The organism is Clostridium sp. X (assembly GCF_055755365.1).
The window spans coordinates 2,269,915-2,287,473 of the sequence record NZ_CM146912.1 but is presented as its reverse complement, the minus strand read 5'-3'; the positions used below and the strand labels follow the sequence as shown (position 1 = coordinate 2,287,473).

At 30.8% G+C, this 17,559-nt stretch carries 17 protein-coding genes, 5 tRNA genes, 1 riboswitch and 1 other annotated feature; of the genes, 5 read left to right on the top strand and 17 right to left on the bottom strand.

The features are described 5' to 3' along the window. Positions 1–8 precede the first annotated feature (8 nt). From ACX0KU_RS11450 to ytxC, 5 genes are all read right to left on the bottom strand, one after another. The gene (locus ACX0KU_RS11450; RefSeq protein ID WP_472992444.1) at positions 9–1,346 is read right to left on the bottom strand and encodes a TrkH family potassium uptake protein; all 1,338 of its coding nucleotides are present in this window, start codon (positions 1,344–1,346) and stop codon (positions 9–11) included. Between the two features lie 79 nt (positions 1,347–1,425). Beyond that, positions 1,426–1,785, bottom strand: coding sequence for a 50S ribosomal protein L20 (gene rplT / locus ACX0KU_RS11445; RefSeq protein WP_472990045.1), 360 nt, complete (start codon positions 1,783–1,785; stop codon positions 1,426–1,428). A 32-nt stretch (positions 1,786–1,817) separates the two neighbouring features. Next, complete coding sequence (rpmI, locus tag ACX0KU_RS11440; RefSeq protein ID WP_472990044.1) at positions 1,818–2,015, bottom strand: 50S ribosomal protein L35; 198 nt, start codon at positions 2,013–2,015, stop codon at positions 1,818–1,820. 355 nt (positions 2,016–2,370) lie between these two features. Further along, entirely contained in the window at positions 2,371–4,284 is a 1,914-nt protein-coding gene (thrS, locus tag ACX0KU_RS11435; protein WP_472990043.1) for a threonine--tRNA ligase, read from the bottom strand. A gap of 67 nt (positions 4,285–4,351) precedes the next feature. Further along, positions 4,352–4,574 (bottom strand) — a binding site (T-box leader). A gap of 56 nt (positions 4,575–4,630) precedes the next feature. Continuing rightward, complete coding sequence (gene ytxC, locus ACX0KU_RS11430; protein ID WP_472990042.1) at positions 4,631–5,530, bottom strand: putative sporulation protein YtxC; 900 nt, start codon at positions 5,528–5,530, stop codon at positions 4,631–4,633. 155 nt (positions 5,531–5,685) lie between these two features. Here ytxC and ACX0KU_RS11425 point away from each other — a divergent pair, with 155 nt between their 5' ends. Then, entirely contained in the window at positions 5,686–6,399 is a 714-nt protein-coding gene (locus ACX0KU_RS11425) for a DUF6873 family GME fold protein (RefSeq protein ID WP_472992443.1), read from the top strand. Positions 6,400–6,496: 97 nt separating this feature from the next. Here the strand turns inward: ACX0KU_RS11425 and ACX0KU_RS11420 are convergent, their stop codons facing one another. From ACX0KU_RS11420 to ACX0KU_RS11380, 9 genes are all read right to left on the bottom strand, one after another. Next, complete coding sequence (locus ACX0KU_RS11420) at positions 6,497–7,411, bottom strand: cation diffusion facilitator family transporter (protein WP_472990040.1); 915 nt, start codon at positions 7,409–7,411, stop codon at positions 6,497–6,499. A gap of 94 nt (positions 7,412–7,505) precedes the next feature. Further along, a riboswitch (NiCo riboswitch) is annotated at positions 7,506–7,598 on the bottom strand. A 155-nt stretch (positions 7,599–7,753) separates the two neighbouring features. After that, a tRNA-Cys gene (locus tag ACX0KU_RS11415) sits at positions 7,754–7,828 on the bottom strand. A gap of 5 nt (positions 7,829–7,833) precedes the next feature. Next, positions 7,834–7,908, bottom strand: a tRNA-Gly gene (locus ACX0KU_RS11410). A 4-nt stretch (positions 7,909–7,912) separates the two neighbouring features. Beyond that, positions 7,913–7,988 (bottom strand) — tRNA-Phe (locus ACX0KU_RS11405). A 4-nt stretch (positions 7,989–7,992) separates the two neighbouring features. Next, positions 7,993–8,069: transfer RNA gene (locus ACX0KU_RS11400), tRNA-Asp, on the bottom strand. A gap of 17 nt (positions 8,070–8,086) precedes the next feature. Beyond that, positions 8,087–8,162: transfer RNA gene (locus ACX0KU_RS11395), tRNA-Val, on the bottom strand. 366 nt (positions 8,163–8,528) lie between these two features. Beyond that, on the bottom strand, positions 8,529–9,413 hold the full coding sequence (hslO, locus tag ACX0KU_RS11390; RefSeq protein ID WP_472990039.1) for an Hsp33 family molecular chaperone HslO: 885 nt from the start codon (positions 9,411–9,413) through the stop codon (positions 8,529–8,531). 13 nt (positions 9,414–9,426) lie between these two features. Then, on the bottom strand, positions 9,427–10,206 hold the full coding sequence (locus ACX0KU_RS11385) for a class I SAM-dependent DNA methyltransferase (protein ID WP_472992442.1): 780 nt from the start codon (positions 10,204–10,206) through the stop codon (positions 9,427–9,429). Positions 10,207–10,368: 162 nt separating this feature from the next. Next, the gene (locus ACX0KU_RS11380) at positions 10,369–10,629 is read right to left on the bottom strand and encodes a small, acid-soluble spore protein, alpha/beta type (protein ID WP_472990038.1); all 261 of its coding nucleotides are present in this window, start codon (positions 10,627–10,629) and stop codon (positions 10,369–10,371) included. A gap of 363 nt (positions 10,630–10,992) precedes the next feature. Here ACX0KU_RS11380 and ACX0KU_RS11375 point away from each other — a divergent pair, with 363 nt between their 5' ends. The 3 genes from ACX0KU_RS11375 to dapB are packed head-to-tail and all read left to right on the top strand — an operon-like array spanning position 10,993 to position 13,657. Then, positions 10,993–11,988 carry an aspartate-semialdehyde dehydrogenase gene (locus ACX0KU_RS11375; protein WP_472990037.1) on the top strand — a complete coding sequence of 332 codons (996 nt, stop codon included), beginning with the start codon at positions 10,993–10,995 and terminating at the stop codon, positions 11,986–11,988. Between the two features lie 24 nt (positions 11,989–12,012). Next, complete coding sequence (gene dapA, locus ACX0KU_RS11370; protein WP_472990036.1) at positions 12,013–12,891, top strand: 4-hydroxy-tetrahydrodipicolinate synthase; 879 nt, start codon at positions 12,013–12,015, stop codon at positions 12,889–12,891. A 13-nt stretch (positions 12,892–12,904) separates the two neighbouring features. Continuing rightward, positions 12,905–13,657, top strand: a complete 753-nt coding sequence (dapB, locus tag ACX0KU_RS11365) for a 4-hydroxy-tetrahydrodipicolinate reductase (protein ID WP_472990034.1) — start codon at positions 12,905–12,907, stop codon at positions 13,655–13,657. Positions 13,658–13,782: 125 nt separating this feature from the next. Here the strand turns inward: dapB and ACX0KU_RS11360 are convergent, their stop codons facing one another. After that, positions 13,783–14,949 (bottom strand): pyridoxal phosphate-dependent aminotransferase, encoded by a 1,167-nt coding sequence (locus tag ACX0KU_RS11360; RefSeq protein WP_472990033.1) that lies wholly within the window; start codon positions 14,947–14,949, stop codon positions 13,783–13,785. Between the two features lie 203 nt (positions 14,950–15,152). On the opposite strand from ACX0KU_RS11360, the gene dapD reads away from it, so the two are divergent. Beyond that, complete coding sequence (gene dapD / locus ACX0KU_RS11355) at positions 15,153–15,863, top strand: 2,3,4,5-tetrahydropyridine-2,6-dicarboxylate N-acetyltransferase (protein WP_472990032.1); 711 nt, start codon at positions 15,153–15,155, stop codon at positions 15,861–15,863. A 27-nt stretch (positions 15,864–15,890) separates the two neighbouring features. Here the strand turns inward: dapD and ACX0KU_RS11350 are convergent, their stop codons facing one another. Further along, a complete protein-coding gene (locus ACX0KU_RS11350) occupies positions 15,891–16,559 on the bottom strand; it encodes a single-stranded DNA-binding protein (protein WP_472992441.1) in 669 nt (222 codons plus the stop codon). A 203-nt stretch (positions 16,560–16,762) separates the two neighbouring features. Next, positions 16,763–17,533, bottom strand: coding sequence for a polysaccharide deacetylase family protein (locus tag ACX0KU_RS11345; RefSeq protein WP_472990030.1), 771 nt, complete (start codon positions 17,531–17,533; stop codon positions 16,763–16,765). Positions 17,534–17,559: the final 26 nt, after the last annotated feature.

The following is a 17,559-nucleotide window of genomic DNA, read 5'->3' as shown; positions in this document are numbered from 1 at the left end:
TTTCACCTCTACCCAACTAATATTTTAGCTTCCGGATATTTTATTACATTTCCATTTTTTCTATTTGACAATGCTAAAAATAAAGTAAGTGGACCTACTCTACCCATATACATAGTCACAGCAATTAAAAATTTACCTATATCACTTAGTTCTGGCGTAAGTCCTAAACTAAGACCTACTGTCGCAAAGGCAGATACGACCTCATATAAAATATATTCAAGGGATGCTCCTACCTCTGTAAATGATAAAATCATGGTTTCTCCTATTACAAGTGTCAAAGCAATTATAAATATAACAAAAGCCTTATACACTAGTGCCTTTTTAACGGTTCTGTTAAATAACTTAGTATCTGCATCATTTCTAATTACAGATATTACAGTCATTAAAAGTATTCCCGTGGTTGTTGTCTTTACTCCTCCAGCCGTTCCTCCAGGTGATCCTCCAATAAACATAAGAATTATAGTTAAAAAAGTTCCAGCTAAAGTCATACCCGAGGTTGAAATGGAATTAAAGCCCGCTGTTCTTGGAGTTACTGATGCAAAAAATGAAGATAGTAGCCGTCCTTTTATTGACATATTCTTCAAAGTCTCTGGATTTCTCATCTCAAATAAATACATTAAGATCCATCCACCAACTATTAAAAATACTGTCATAAATATTGCAAACTTTGAATGAGTTGACAATCTTTTTACCCCTTTATAATTGTAGATCTCAGCCCAAACTGCAAAGCCTAGACCTCCTATAATTATAAGTGCTGCTATTGTTAAAATAATAACTGTATTATCTGCATATGCCATTAAGCTATTTCCAGTTAAATCAAATCCAGCATTACAAAAGGCAGATATTGAATGGAATATGCTAAAATATATCCCCTTCACCAGACCATATTCCGGAATGAACTTTGTTGATAAAAACAGTGCTCCTATACCTTCAATAGAGAATGTAAAAATTAGTATATACTTTGCTAACTTTACGAGTCCTTGGAGCGAAAATGAGTTCATTGCCTCTTGCATTACTAACCTATCTTTTAAAGTAATTCTTTTCCCTACAATAAGAGCAAATAAGGTTGCAAAGGACATAAATCCAAGTCCTCCAACTTGAATAAGTATCATTATTACTGTTGTCCCAAAGTAGGTCCAATGTTCTGGAGTATTTAGTGTAATAAGTCCTGTTACACATACTGCAGAAGTTGATGTGAAAAATGCATCAATAAATGGAGTTACATCATTATTTCTAGAAGAAATCGGTAACATCAGCAATAGCGTCCCAGTTATAATAACTAGAAAAAAACCTAAGGCTAATATCTGAACTGAAGTAAGCTTTCTATTGTTTCGTTTCAAATTCAACACCCCTATAATTTCACTTCACCATATTATTTCATCAAATGTATAAAATAAAGTGCAGCTCTATAGGCTGCACTTTATTTTAAGCATTTAATTGTTGTTTTGCAACTTCAACTAAATCAGCAAATGATTTTGGATCACTTATTGCGATTTCTGAAAGCATTTTTCTATTCATATTAATTCCAGCTAACTTTATTCCATTCATGAATTTTGAGTAAGATAATCCACTCATTCTTGTAGCTGCATTTATTCTTGCTATCCAAAGTCTTCTGAATTCTCTCTTCTTTAACTTTCTTCCAACATAAGCAAAGCTCATTGCTCTGATTACTGTTGAGTTTGCTGCTCTAAAAGTGTTTTTTCTTCTTCCGTAAAAACCTTTTGCAAGCTTCAATATTTTTTTATGTTTTTTACGAGCGTGTACGGCTCTTTTTACTCTTGCCATATTGTAAACCTCCTTCTGTTAAAACTATTATTTTATAGGTATGGTAATAACTTCTTAATTGCTTTTTCTTGAGTAACTGAAACTAGTGCGCTTTGTCTAAGATTTCTCTTTGTCTTTGCACTCTTTTTAGTTAATATGTGTCTCTTGAAAGCTTTAGCTCTCTTGATTTTTCCACTTCCAGTTTTTTTGAATCTTTTTGCTGCACCTTTGTGCGATTTCATTTTTGGCATTGAAGTTTCCTCCTTTCAACTCTGCTCTCTTTGGAGCTAACATCATAATCATATTTTCACTCCAAGTTCTGCTTGTTTTTCAACAGCACATACATATTCTATTTTGATACAAAGAGAATTAGACAACATTCTCTTTTTAAGAATAGTCAGCGAATTGCATATAAATATTACAGTATAAAAATAAAAAAGGGACAGCCTTAAGCTGTCCCATACATTACATAACATAACAGAATAATTAAACCCCTAGTTTGATGTATGTATAACCTAGCTAGCAGTGCTGCAAGGTGAGAAACAGCTTTGTTTCTTCTTAACATATTGTATTTTACTATCTAAAGAAAAGTATGTCAATAGTTTTTTATATATTATTTACTCTTTCTTTTATTTCTTCATCAATTTTTGCGATAAAATCATCTAAATTCATAGATCCTAAATCTCCATTATCTCTACTTCTTACTGATAAGTTATTTTCATTCATTTCTTTTTCACCAATAACAAGCATATAAGGCACTTTTTCTAATTGAGCTTCTCTGATTTTATAACCTATCTTTTCAGCTCTTCCATCTATTTCCACTTTAAATCCTTGATCAAATAAAATATTTCTTATTTTTGTTGCATATTCAGCAAACTTATCTGAAATTGGAAGAATTTTCACCTGAGTAGGAGCTAACCATACCGGGAATTTACCTGCATAATGTTCAATTAAAATACCAATAAATCTTTCTATACTTCCAAATGCAACTCTATGCACCATTACAGGTCTGTGCTTTTCTCCATCATTACCAATATAACTTAGATCAAATCTTTGAGGCATTTGCATATCTAGCTGAATAGTTCCGCATTGCCACGTTCTTCCTATACAATCTTCTAAATGGAAGTCTATCTTAGGACCATAGAAAGCTCCATCACCTTCATTAACTATATATTTAAGTCCTAATTCTTCTAAAGCTTCTCTTAATCCATCTTCAGCAAGTTTCCATTCTTCATCAGTACCCATTGAGTCTTCTGGTCTTGTAGATAATTCTACATGATACTTAAATCCAAAAGTGCTATAAACTTTATCGATTAATTTTGCAACGCCGCTTATTTCATCTTTTATTTGCTCTGGAAGCATAAATATATGTGCATCATCTTGTGTGAAAGCTCTTACTCTCATAAGTCCATGTAGAGCTCCTGAAAGCTCATGTCTGTGAACTCTTCCAAGCTCAGCATAACGCAATGGTAGCTCTCTATATGAATGTATTGCTGTCTTGAATGCAAGCATCCCACCTGGACAGTTCATAGGTTTAATGGCAAAGTCTTGTTCATCTATCTTTACAGAATACATATTATCTTTATAGTGATCCCAATGTCCTGAATTCTCCCAAAGGTGTCTACTTAAAATAATAGGAGTTTCTATTTCTACATATCCTGCTTTTCTGTGAAGTTCTCTCCAGTATTTTAAAAGAGTATTCTTAAGTTCAACTCCTCTTGGCAAAAATAGTGGGAATCCAGGACCTTCTTCTGGTATTACAAATAATCCTAGCTCTTTTCCAAGTTTTCTGTGATCTCTTTTCTTAGCTTCTTCCATCATATGAATATATTCATCAAGTTCACTCTTCTTTGTAAAAGATGTTCCATATATTCTTTGAAGCATTTTATTTTTTTCGCTACCTCTCCAGTAAGCACCTGCAACCGAAAGTAATTTTACTGCTTTAACTTCTTTAGTTGAAGGTACATGAGGTCCTGCACAAAGGTCTACAAACTCCCCTTGCTCATAGAAAGATATAATTGAGTCTTCTGGTAAATCTTCTATTAACTCAACTTTATAATCCTCATTTCTTTCCTTCATAAATTTTATAGCTTCTTCTCTTGAAAGTGTAAACTTCTTTAATTGAAGATTTTCCTTAACTATTTTCTCCATTTCTTTTTCAATCTTTAAAAGCATTTCAGGAGTAAATGGAATTTCTGCATCAAAATCATAGTAGAATCCATTATCAATAGCTGGTCCTATAGCTAACTTAACATCTGGGTATAATCTCTTTACTGCTTGTGCAAGTATATGAGATGATGTATGTCTTAGTATTTTTTTGCCATCTTCATCTTCAAATGTAAGAATTTCTAGCATAACATCTTCATTTATTACATCCATGAGTTCAGCTTTATTACCATTAACTCGTGCTCCTAAAGCTTTTTTTCTTAAAGAAGAACTTATTATTGAAGCAATTTCCCCAATAGTCAAACCTTTTTCTACCTCTAGAACTTTTCCATCTTTTAATGTTATTTTTATCATAGTTATTCTTCCTTTCTAAATTTTAAAATAAAAATATAATTTTGCAAAAAAATAAAAACCCATCCCAAAATGGGACGAGTTTTTTCGCGGTTCCACCCAAATTAATAATAGTAAAATATCTCTATTATTATCTCTTGATCTTTTAACGCTAAGCTGCGGAAAATATCTACTTTATTCGATATACAACTCAAAGGTGGTTTTCAATAGAACTTACACAGAAGGTCTTACAGCCAAGGACTTTCCTCTCTTAGAGCAGATCTCTACTTACTCTTCCTTATCATAGTTTTTAAAATATTCTTTTCAATAGATTATATTACTAATGTATACTAGTGTCAATATTTTAATTTTATATTTTAACTGTCTCTTTTATTTTGTTGCAAGCCTCACAATTTGTACAAAAGTCCACTCTCTCTTCAAAAACTTTTTGTATGGTATCTAATATTTCTTTATTATCACAATTTTCTTTACCGTGAATTATTATATTTTCAGGACAGTAGGTTATAAGTCCACTTATAATTAGGTCTTCTACACTAACTGAGTCCGAATATTTAGTATCAGTAAGATTATTAAATATTTCACTCATTATATCATTCCCATCTTTATCTTGTATTCCATAATCTCCATTAGGTCTAATTATTATGTTTATTGTCTCTATTTTACTTTCTTGAACATCTACAAAGTATTTCAAAAGTTTTATAAACTCATTATATTCTTTTTCTGCCATATACTTTTCTACAACTCTATTTACTATATCTTCTAATTCTTCTTTAAGTTCTTTCATTCTAAATCTAATGAATCCTTGTATATTAATTTCATCATTTTCATCTATACATAATTTTATTTTAGTGATTATATCATTTTTTTTGTTCATGCAGTAAACCATATCTTCATCTGTTATCTTTTCTTCATTTCTTAAAATTTTAACAACTCTCTGTGATACATCCTTCATCTCATCATATCTTAAAAAAAAGTAATTTTCTAATAGGAGCTGTTGTATTTCATCTCTACTAAACTCCTCTATTGCTATATTATATAATATATTTGATATATATAAATTAAATCTACCTTTAAGTTTCTCATTAAAATCTATATCATTGCAAAATATTTTTACAAAATGAGTGCCTAAATTTATAGATTCAGATATTCCTAAAATTATATTTTTTTCTTCAAAAGTTTTTTTTAAATCATTTATTTCATCAATTATGTCATATAATTCTTTTTCAAAGACTATTGTTTGTAGTAGCACATTACACACTCCTTCCTGGAATTAGTATGTGTCTAAAATAAATGTCTATTCAAATTAAATCAATTTAATATTTTACAATAGACTTTTAATGTTGTAGTATGCTATATTAAATTTTAGTCTTAAATGGAGTTATACAATAAGTTGAGGTGATTTATATAAAAACTTTAATCATTGATTATAGAACATCCGAAGAAGAAAAACGCACACTTATATCTCTTGGTTATAATATTTTAATTTGTCCACCATGTGAAAAACTCTACGATGCAGTATGTGGTCATCCTGATATGTTAATGCACATAATAGATGATAAAATTGTATTACATAAAGATACCCCAAAAAGCTTTATTGACTCAATTTATAATTTAGGATTTAAAGTCCATTTATCTCATTTTCATTTGGAATCAACTTATCCTGAAGACATTATTTTAAATGCTATAAATATTTCAAACTTATTCGTTCATTCTATTAGCTGCACCGATAAGCTTTTAATTGATATAGCTATTGATAGTGGAAGAAAGCTCATAAACGTTAAACAAGGCTATACAAAATGTTCTACAGCTATAGTAAATAATCATTCCATAATTACAAGTGATAAGGTTATCGCATCAGTGTTTAACAATGAACATTTTGATGTGTTACTCCTACCTCCTGGCGATATAGAGCTTCCTGGGCTAAATTATGGATTTATAGGTGGTACTTGTGGCCTAATTGAAGAGAATGTTTTAGCTTTTTATGGTGATTTAGAGTACTATGCCTACGGAAAGGATGTTCTTAGTTTTTTGAAAAAACATAATGTTGAACCTTTATTCTTACGAAAAGGAAAATTAATCGATAGGGGAAGCATATTGTGTATACACTCTAGTCACTAATCACCATTTCCTAAATTTTAAACCAGTTTATATATTTGAATAAAACATAAAAAAGAGAGTATCTATTTTAGACATCTCTCTTGCTTATATCCTATATTTATTTTTCACCTCTTGCCTCATAAGGCTCCATATGAATGGTTACTATACTATCTTTACTAAATTTTATTTTTAGTTCATTTTCTATTTCTGTTGCAATTTCATGTGCCAATTTTAAACCAACAGAATCTTCTAAAAAAATATGAACTTCAATTGCAACTTTTGTTCCAATTCTTCTGGTTCTCAAGTTATGAAAACTTATGACATTTTTCTTGTTCTCAATAATATGTCTTATCTGCTTGACTTCATCCTTATTTAGGGATGATTCCATTAATTCATTAACAGCGGGAATAAAAATATCAACAGCTACTTTAAATATAAAAATGCTAACAACTAAAGAAGCAATTGGATCCAGTATTACCCACTTTTCTCCCAAAGCAATAGCACCACCAATTCCAATCAGAGTACCAATAGATGAACAAGCATCTGACCTATGATGCCATGCGTTAGCTTTTATAGCAGAGCTGTTAATTTTGTTACCCATTTTAATAGTGAATTGGTATAATAATTCTTTAACTAAAATCGATACTATAGCAGCCACTAAAGCTATCGATCCCGGTTTAAGTAATCTCTCCCCCTTTATAACTGTCATAACATTGACTATACCTGATTTCATGATTTTAAAGCCAACAATTGCTAAAAAAATACTAATGATTATAGTTGTCAAAGTTTCGTATTTATCATGACCATAGTTATGACTATCGTCTTCTGGCTTCTCTGTTAACTTAAATCCAATTAACACCACAATATCTGTCAACAAATCTGAAAGTGAATGAATACCGTCTGCTAGCATAGCTCCACTATTTCCAATTATACCTGCAAATACTTTAAATATTGTTAGAATCGAATTAATGCTAAATCCAATAAGCGTAACTTTTTTCGCTTCCTTACCTCTAATTAATTCTTTTTGCACCATTCTCCCCCCTATTCTTATTTCTTTATTTTAATAAATATCTGACCTTAAAATATTTATACAGATAAGTAAAAACCTGTGGGACTACAATAAATATTATAGTCCCACAAGTTTTCCACCCGTTGCCTTAAATTGGCCCGGCTCCATGCATCAAATGTGATACATTTATGGCCTGTTCTATTAACCATTTTATTCAAATACTAAATTAATGGTTCCCAAATTTTCAACATTTACCTTATTTCATAAATTTTTAACATTTATTGAATTGCACAAGATTGTTTCAAGCTGTCATTTTAACATATATATAAATAAAAACACCTTAACTTTTAAAGTTAAGGTGTTTTTTGGAGGCGCCACCCAGATTTGAACTGGGGGATCAGAGTTTTGCAGACTCGTGCCTTACCACTTGGCTATAGCGCCTTATTTGGAGCGGAAGATGGGATTCGAACCCACGACGTTCACCTTGGCAAGGTGACGCTCTACCACTGAGCCACTCCCGCATTCTGGTGGCTCGACCAGGAATCGAACCAGGGACACGAGGATTTTCAGTCCTCTGCTCTACCGACTGAGCTATCGAGCCATATTGGCGACCCAGAAGGGACTCGAACCCTCGACCTCCGGCGTGACAGGCCGGCACTCTAACCAACTGAGCCACTGGGCCGCGATGTTTTTGAAACTTGGTGGGAACAACAGGGTTCGAACCTGTGACCCCCTGCTTGTAAGGCAGGTGCTCTCCCAGCTGAGCTATGCTCCCTCATCGCTAACAACAAATACTATTTTATCACCACTCTTGAACATTGTCAAGCAAATTCTTTTATATTTGTTAGATATTTTTCAGAACTTGTTTTGCTTTCGTTTTGTTTCCCGAGCGCATATTCATAATATAAAAAATATCACTCCATGTCAACGATATAAAAGCTCATTATGGAAAGTTACCTACATTTTTCTTCACTTACTTCTAATTACCTTTAATTTTCTTATGATTATATAACTTAATTTAAAATGCTTTTTAAAGCTAGTATATTAAGCATAAGTGATTTAAAACACTAGTAGCTAGGATAAAATCTCTATCTTTTGAAGATTTCATCCTAGCTACTAACAGTGTTCTTCGGATACGTTTCTATCTCTTTGCGCTTTCTAATAATTTTCCTATATGCTCATTAGTAAACTCATATCCTGTATTACAAAAATGGCATGTAACTTGTTCTGTTTTCCCTTCACTATATATTTCTTCTAAATCTTTTTGTCCTATACTTATTAATGCTCTTTCTATTTTCTCTGCGGAGCAGTCACAAGAGTATTTAGGTTCCATCTGTTCTAAAATCTTTAAATCCATATCATCAAATAAGAAATTAATCATATCTTCGATAGTTTTACCTTTAGAAAAGAATTCAGTTATAGAACCTAAGTCTTGTAGTCTATACATAATTAAATCTGCAAGCATCTCATCGCTTCCCGGCATCATTTGTATAATAATACCTCCAGCTTCTTTTATACTTAAATCTTTATCTACTAATACTCCGAGTCCAACAGCAGTAGGTGTTTGTTCTGAAACTGTATAATAGTAAGCCAGATCATCTCCTATTTCTCCTGTATATATAGGTACTTGACCAACATAGGGCTCTTTTAATCCTAAATCTCTTATAACTACTAAGTTTCCGCTTTTTCCAATAACTCCGCTAACATCTAACTTTCCTAATGCATTTGCTGGTAAATCAGCAGATGCATTTCCTATATATCCCTTAACATATCCATTGGAATAGCTTGTAACAATAATACCTTTTGCTGGTCCACCACCATCAATTTTAAGAGTAATTACATCTTTTTCTGATTTTAACATAGACCCCATTAAGCTCCCTGCCGTTAACATTCTACCTAATGCAGCTGAAGCTGTTGGTGCACATCCATGTATCTTAACCCCTTCATTAACTAACTCCCTTGTTGTTGCTCCAATTATTCTAACCTGTCCATCTTTAGCTATAGCTGTTATTATTTTATCTCCCATCTTATATATCCTCCTAATCTACTTTTTTCATTAATACATAAACTATTCTCTCTGTATCATTCCCTATTTCTATGTTTTCATCTTCATAATTATCTAACTTTTTTACTATGGTAAATCCTATTTCCTTTAAAAGCTCACTGATGAAATTATCTTTATATGCTCGTTCTCTATGTTCTTCATCAAATCGTCTATATGTATCTCCTTCTTTAATAAAAAAAGTAAGGTACATTTCTACAATATCATCTTCTAAAACATTCTCCCATATATACACAACATCTTCATCATCATAGTTATATACATTATTACCTAACATTTTAGTAAGTTTATAGTATGAGTTTATATCAAAAATAAATAGTCCCTCATCATCTAAATGCTTGTATACAGAAGAAAAATAACTTTTTAACTTCTCTTTATCTAGTATGTAGTTAGTTGAATCTAATATACAGGTTATTAAATCAAATTTACCTTTTAAATCTAAATTCGTTATGTCCTGACATACAAAGCTCGCCTTAATCTTATTACTCCTTAATTTATCTTCAGCTTCTGTTAACATATCATAAGATAAATCTACAGCCCAAGTCTGATTGAAATACTTTGCTATTTCTTTAGTCATGTTACCTGTTCCACATGCTAAATCCAAATATCGTTCTTTTTTTATTGAATATTTATCACATATTCCCATTATACTATTAGCCCATTTTTCGTAATCAACGTCACCGTATATTAGCTTATCATAAATTTTTGCAAATTCTTTATAACATTCCATAGTTTTACCCTCTTTATAATATGTAATTTATATATATATCATCTATATATAATTCTTTCAATAATATAATACAACTATATACTAAAAATCAACAGAAAATAGGAATGTTCTTATTAAATCCCATCTATTTTTCTGTTGATTCTCTACTATAATTAAAAGCATATAGTGTTTTATTAATATTTTCTTTCCTCACTTTTTTTCTATTTCTTTTAAAATAATATCGTTTTTGGGAATCTTCATTTCCTTCTTCTTCTTCGTCATTATCCCACCAATTCTACCAGTCTCTTCAGCAGTAAGTCCACCCCATCCATATTTGTCTACTTTATCTTGTAAACCTAATTCTGAAGCTATTTCATATTTAACTTTTTCTCTTAATTTTTCTAAATCTGTTAATTCTCTATTTGATTTTAGCTTATTTTTAATTACTTTTTTTAATGGTGTATTCCCCATCTAGATTTTCCTCCCTATTAAACATCTGAACATAATACTATTTTTCACTTTTATTCATGTTTTATACCGTTAATTTTAATTTTTTTAAGATTATATAGTTTGAGTTTTCTATTTTTTGTTAGGTATTAATTGTCATCTTATAAAATAAGAGCATACTATAATATTAAGGACATGTATTTTTTACCTAATTATTTACAACTAAAATATATAATTTATTATTAAACTTTAAGGATACATGTATAAAATTTATCTAACCCACAAAAATAATTGTAATTTCACTAATTTACGTTGTATAATTATAGTTAATATATTTTTTTAGATTTGGATGGAAATAACTATAACTTATACTTAGGGGGATTTATTATGCAATACAATGTTGCAGTAGTCGGGGCTACTGGTATGGTTGGAAACAAATTTATAGAAGTTCTTATGGAGAGAAACTTTCCTATAGAGAACCTTTATTTGTTTGCATCTAAAAGATCTGCAGGAAAAACTTTAAAATTTAAAGATTCTGATATTGTAGTTGAAGAGTTAAAAGAAGATAATATCAAAAATAAAAAAATAGACTTTGCACTATTCTCTGCTGGTGGAGATATAAGTCTTGAATATGCTCCAATATTTGCAAGATATGGTGCTGTAGCTATCGATAATAGCAGTGCTTGGAGAATGGATCCTAATGTTCCATTAGTTGTACCTGAAGTAAATCCAGAAGATATCAAACTTCATAAAGGCATCATTGCAAATCCAAACTGTTCAACAATACAAGCCGTTGTCGCTTTACAACCCTTGCATAAAAAATATGGTATTAAAAGAATTATTTATTCTACTTACCAAGCAGTTTCTGGTGCAGGAGTTGATGGCTTCAATGACTTAAAAGAAGGATACAATGGAAATAAACCAAGCAAATTCCCGTATCCTATAGCAGGCAATGTAATACCTCATATTGATTCTTTTTTAGATACAGGATATACAAAAGAAGAAATGAAAATGATAAATGAAACTAGAAAAATCCTTCATAATGATGATCTTAAAATTACAGCTACTACAGTTAGAGTTCCTGTATTCTATGGTCATAGTGAAAGTGTTAACGTAGAACTTGAAAAACCTTTTGAATTAAATGATATATTTGAAATGTATAAAAGTTCTGAGGGTATAATTTTACAAGACGACGTAAAAAACCTTGTATATCCTCTCCCTCTAGATGCTGAAGGTCACGATGAAGTTTATGTAGGCAGAATTAGAAGAGACTTCAGCGTTGATAATGGTTTAAATTTATGGATAGTTGCAGACAACATAAGAAAAGGTGCGGCATCAAATGCAATACAAATTGCAGAACGCATGATAAGCTGGAATAAGTAACACACTTCATAAGGAGGGTTTTAAATGAGTTTATTTAAAGGTTCAGGGGTCGCTATAGTTACTCCTTTTAATAAGGATGGAATAGATTTTAATAAGTTAAAAGAGCTTTTAGACTGGCAAATTGCTTCCGGTACAGATGCTATTATTATTTGTGGAACTACTGGTGAAGCTTCAACTATGTCAGAGAGCGAAAGAAAAGAAGTTATTAAATTTACTGTAGATGTGGTAAATAAAAAAGTTCCTGTAATAGCTGGAACAGGTACTAATAATACTGCTGCTACAGTAAATATGAGCAAATGGGCTGAAAGTATCGGAGTTGACGGACTGTTAATTATAACTCCATACTATAATAAAACAACTCAAAAGGGTATTTTTGAACATTTTAAGGCCGTTAATGATAGCGTTAATATTCCAATAATAGCTTATAATGTTCCTTCAAGAACTGGTCTCAATATTACGCCTAAAACCTTACTAACACTTTGTGAACTTAATAATCTGGTAGCTATAAAAGAGGCAAGTGGAAATATAAGCCAAGTTGTTGAAATGAAAGCTTTGTGTAGAGATAGGCTGGACATTTATTCTGGTAATGATGATCAGATTATTCCTATACTCTCACTTGGTGGAGCTGGTGTTATTTCTGTTATAGCTAACTTGCTTCCAAAAGAAATTCATGATATATGTCATCTTTATGCTAACGGAAACTATGATGATGCTTTAAAGCTTCAACTAGATATGCTTGAATTAATAAACGTAATGTTTATTGAAACTAATCCAATTCCTATCAAAACAGCTATGAATCTTAAAGATATGAATGTTGGAGATCTTAGACTTCCTCTCTGTGATATGGAAGAAGGAAATCTAAAAGCTTTAAAAAATGCTTTAGATAGTTATTATTCTAAATAGGGGGAATAAATTTATGACTAGAGTTATTCTAAGTGGTTGTCTAGGAAAAATGGGAAGAACAATTTCTGAGAGTGTATTAAACTTTCCCAATCTAGAAATAGTAGCTGGAGTAGATGTAAATACTGATAATTCAGCAGGTTATCCTATATTCTCAAGTATCTCCGACTGCCATATTGAAGCAGATGTAGTTTTAGACTTTTCTAGACCTGCATCTTTAGATTCTTTAATTAATTATTGTGCAGATAAGAAACTTCCTCTTATATTATGTGCTACCGGTTATTCTGATGAGGAGCTATATAAAATAAAGGAAACTAGCAAAATCATTCCTATATTTAAATCTGCTAATATGTCTATAGGTGTTAATCTTATAAATAATATATTAAAAGATATAAGTGCTATGCTATATAAAAATTATGATATAGAAATAATCGAAAAGCATCATAATCAAAAAGTAGACTCCCCAAGCGGAACTGCTCTCCTACTTGCAAACACTATAAAAGACTCTATACCTGAAGAAACAATATTTGTTAATGGAAGAGATGGAATTTCAAAAAGAGCTAAAAATGAAATAGGAATTCATGCATTACGTGGTGGAAGTATAGTTGGTGATCATGATGTACTCTTTGCAGGTGCAGGTGAAATAATTCAATTAAGTCATACTGCTCTATCAAGAGAAGTTTTTGCAACTGGTGCACTTAAAGCTTGTGAATATATGGACGGAAAGCCTAATGGTATCTACTCTATGGAAGATGTTATTAGTAAATAAATACACGATCATAAAACTTAATTTAAATTTATGATCTCTAAAACAAAAAAATCTATGCACCTAATTAAGTGCATAGATTTTTTTTAATTTTAGTTACATTTTTATATAGCAAATCATTAAATTTATTAGTTCTGGATGAAATGCTGAATATTAAGCCATATCTCTAGTCTTTCTATTGCTTTTTTAAGTTCTTCCATACTATAGCAATAAGATATTCTTATATACCCTTCTCCACCGTGTCCAAAAGCAGTTCCTGGAACCATTGCTACTTTAGCTTCATTTAAAACCCTTTCACAAAATTCTTCACTATTCATATTAAACCTTTTTATACTTGGGAACATATAAAAAGCACCTGTAGGAATATTAACATCAAAACCTAAACGAATAAGTTCATTATATAAATAATCTCTTCTATTAATAAATTCTTTCTTCATATCTTCTACCGTTCCAAGGCATTGTTTAAGTCCTTCTAATGCTCCCCATTGAACAATAGATGGAGCACATGAAACATTATATTGATGAACCTTAATTATACTATTAATAAATCTTTCCGAAGCACACACATATCCAAGTCTAAGCCCCGTCATAGAAAACATCTTAGAAAATCCACTGACAACAATAACCTGCTCTTTTATATCTTCATATTGAGCTAGAGAATAATATTCCCCTTCAAAAGTAAGAGCACTATATATCTCATCAGTTATAACTACTATTTCTTCATCTTTTATAAGCTTATATAATTCTTCTTTATCACGTTTTGTCAAGGTGGCTCCTGTAGGGTTACAAGGGTATGAAAGCACTAAAATTTTAGGATTATGTTTTATAATAGTTTCTTTTAATGCTTCGTGATCTATAGAAAAGTCACTTTTTAAATTATAGTTCACCACTTCTCCCCCCAAAAGTTTAACACAACTTTCGTATGCTGGGTATGCCGGAGTAGGAATTAAAACTTTATCTCCAGCATTAATTAATGCTGTAAAAGTTGATAAAAGTCCTTCACTACCTCCTATAGTCAAACATATTTCATCTTTTAAATAATTAATATCAAAACTTTTCTTTAAGTATTTTGAAATTTCATATCTTAACTCATCAATTCCCGCATTTGATGTATAAGAAGTTTTATCTTCTTTAATAGCATCAATCATTGCTATCTTTATTTCTTCTGGAACCTTAAAATCCGGTTGACCTACAGTTAAGGAAATAGCTTCTGGTACCTTTATGACTTTATTAAAAAACCTTCTTATTCCTGATATTTCAATATTTTCAACATTTTTAGAAATTAAATTTTTCATAGTAACGCCCCAATACTCTAATATATAATTATAAAATAAATTTTACCCTAATCATCCACATATGTCTATAGGTGGAGCAATTATTAAGTAATCATCACAGATTAAATAATAGTTTTTATAGTATTTTACATATTTTAACTTTGATTTGTAAACATTATTTATTATAATACTATCTATATGTTAATTAATAAGGAGGCTATAAAATGCATTATGATTTAACTGATCCCTACGAAATAGCTCGCTACATAAAAGAAGCTAAAAAAACTACTCCACTTAAGGTTTATATCGATGGCGATTTATCCGATTGCAATTTAGGTAATATAGATTGCTATGGTGGAAACAACTTTTATATTTTATTTGGGGAAGCTTCAGAAATATCTGATTTTCTTGAAAGCTATAAAGATAAGATAAAAAAATATAAACTTGAACAAGATAGAAGGAATTCTGCTATTCCTTTATTAGATACTAAAAATATTCAAGCTAGAATTGAACCTGGCGCAATAATAAGAGATAAAGTTTTTATTGGAAAAAATGCTGTTGTAATGATGGGCGCTGTGATAAATATTGGAGCTGAAATCGGTGAAGGTACTATGGTTGATATGAACGCTGTACTTGGAGCAAGAGCTAAGCTTGGTAAAAATGTTCATTTAGGTGCTGGAGCTGTTGTAGCAGGAGTATTAGAACCACCAAGTAAATCCCCTTCTGAACTTGGAGATAACGTGCTAGTTGGAGCAAATGCAGTTATACTTGAAGGTGTTAAAGTAGGAAATAATTCTGTTGTTGCTGCTGGATCTGTAGTTGTTGAAGATGTTCCTGAAAATGTAGTTGTAGCTGGTAGTCCTGCAAAAATAATTAAGCATGTTGATGCTAAGACTAAAGATAAAACTAAATTAATGGAAGACTTAAGAAGATAAAAGAACTTGGCCATTTGGCCAAGTTCTTTATTTTGCTATTCCCTCACAAAAATTAATATCTTCAATAGAATCTCCATTTTCATCTGCTAATTCTAACTTAGATATAGAAACTTCATAAGCAGTTTTAGTTATTAAATCAGATTCTCCAAGTTTTTTCTGATATTGTCTACTTTGAAGTCTACCCCATACTTTTATATTATCTCCAACTTTTAATGTTCTACAAAATCTTGAATTTCTTCCCCAAGAGATTGTAGGTATATAGTCAGATTTATTATAAGGTCTATTTACTGCTAATAATATATCTGATATTTCTCTTCCAAAAGGAGTAGTTCTATACACTGGTTCCTTACATATATATCCATTAAGGAATATCTGGTTTGGATTTTTACTTTTCTCAATACATGGTTGAATATCTCTTGCAAAAACAGTTAAGATAAGTCTATTAGAACCATCAATAAATTTATTATAGGATCTAAGTTGTCCCTCAATTACTAATTCTAGACCTTCTTTAATCTCAATATCTGTAATAAGCCTTTCTGAAATAGTTACAGGAATAATGTCACTTGCATCACTTAACCTATTTACAGCCACTCTAAAGACATAAAAACCTTCTCCATACATTTCATGACTAAACTCAAGTCCCGATACACAAGTGCCCTCTAAATAAATTTTGTTGTTCAACATTAAATTGTCCATCATAACCCCTCTCTCCCTTAGTTTCCTTTTTTTATTTATCTTACTGAAATATAAATATTCAATTAATTTTGAAAATATAACATCTATTTTTAAAATTAATATATTTTATTGTGTTCTCCATATAATATTTTACATAAATATCCAAATGTTATTTTACGGATATTTCCATTATAATACATATATTCGTTATATTTCAATACCTTTTAATTTAAAATTTGTCTACCATTACTATCAATGTAGTATTTTTCTTTATATATTAAATCCGATACCTTTACAAACTGATATCCTTGAGATTTTAATTCTTTAATAACCTTATCTAAAGTTTCTGGTGTGTATTTAGCTCCATTATGGAATAGCATTATAGAACCTGGTCTAGTTTTCTTAATAACTCTTTCATATTCTACATCAACCCCCTGTTCTTTCCAGTCAATACTGTCTACATCCCATTGTACAGGTATATGTTTAGTCTCCTCTACCGCCAATATAGAGTCATCACTATATGAGCCTGAGGGAAATCTAAATAGCTTAGTCCCGTCTCCTGTAAGCTTTATTATTTTAGCATCCGTTATTGCTATCTCTTGTACAACTTTTTCTTTAGATATGTACTTCATATCAGGATGAGAATTTGAATGGTTTCCTATGTCATGTCCTCTATCAAATATTGCCTTAGCCTGAGAAGGATATTTATCAATCCATACACCGATTAAAAAAAATGTCCCCTTAACATTATTTTTATCTAATACATTTAAAATTTCTATGGTATTATCTACCCCCCAACTTGTGTCAAAAGAAATAGCTACTTTTTTTTCCGCAACTTCTACACTATAAATAGGCACTTTCTTTTTAGTTTGTGAAAATACTGTTGATGCTTTATAGTCTAACAAGGTCAACACTAATGCAGTAATTATAAGTAGCCCTCCAAATAAAAAAATATTGTTTTTCTTAGAGCATTTTAAAAATCCAGTTATTTTCATATATCCTCCTACAATAAAGTTGTTCT